This is a genomic window from Caballeronia sp. LZ043, assembly GCF_031451075.1.
Classification (GTDB): domain Bacteria; phylum Pseudomonadota; class Gammaproteobacteria; order Burkholderiales; family Burkholderiaceae; genus Caballeronia.
Genome location: NZ_JARUXT010000054.1, coordinates 1 through 703 on the forward strand (window position 1 = coordinate 1; position 703 = coordinate 703).

Genomic DNA, 703 nt, shown 5'->3' on the forward strand with positions numbered 1-703 from the left:
GCCCGCGCGATTGATGAGTTCCGTCGTGTTGACATTGAGCGCGTTCGCCTCAATCCCGCCGCCGGTGTTGTCGATTGTGCTGGTACTCGTGACCGTGAGGTTCGGCGCGACGATCGAGCCGCCGCTATTGGTCAGTCGCCCGGTCCGAATCGTCTCGTTCGTGCCGGCGCCGATCTGGCCGCCGTCGTTGTTCAACGCAGCGCTGAGCAGGTTCACGTCCGCGTTCGACAGCAACTTGCCGTCGGCGTTATCGAGCGCGCCGTCGGCCGTCACCGCGAGGCCGTCTCGGGCTGTTATGGAGCCTGACGCGTTGACAAGCGCACCGGACACGACAGCCAGACGTCCGTTACTTGCGATCGAGCCGCCGCGGTTCGAGAGCGACGCCGCGTCCAGTCGGATATCTGCCGCGCTGATCGTGCCTTGATCGTTGACCAGCGCATTCGCGGCGCTGACCTCGAGGCCGCCGCCCGCCGTAGTCGTCGCGCCCGACAGGTTCGCATTGGCGGCGCGCGCCGCGAGCACGAGCGCGCCGTGCGCAGACGTAGTGCTGCCGCCGAGATCGAGCGCGCTGCCGCTCAGGGCTGCATTGCCGCCGGCAACGTTACGGCCGGTCGCCGCCACGGCGCCTGATGCGCTCACGTCGAGGTCACCCGATTGCGCCAACGACCCATCACCGTTCACGCCGGCCGCAAGCGTGCCCGTC

At 68.1% G+C, this 703-nt stretch carries 1 protein-coding gene; it reads right to left on the bottom strand.

All coding sequences use genetic code 11. The annotated features are described in order from the left end of the window. The coding region (locus tag QCE64_RS36455) for a hypothetical protein (protein ID WP_310009223.1) at nt 1-639 on the bottom strand (639 nt) is incomplete at its 3' end. Nucleotides 640-703 lie beyond the last annotated feature (64 nt).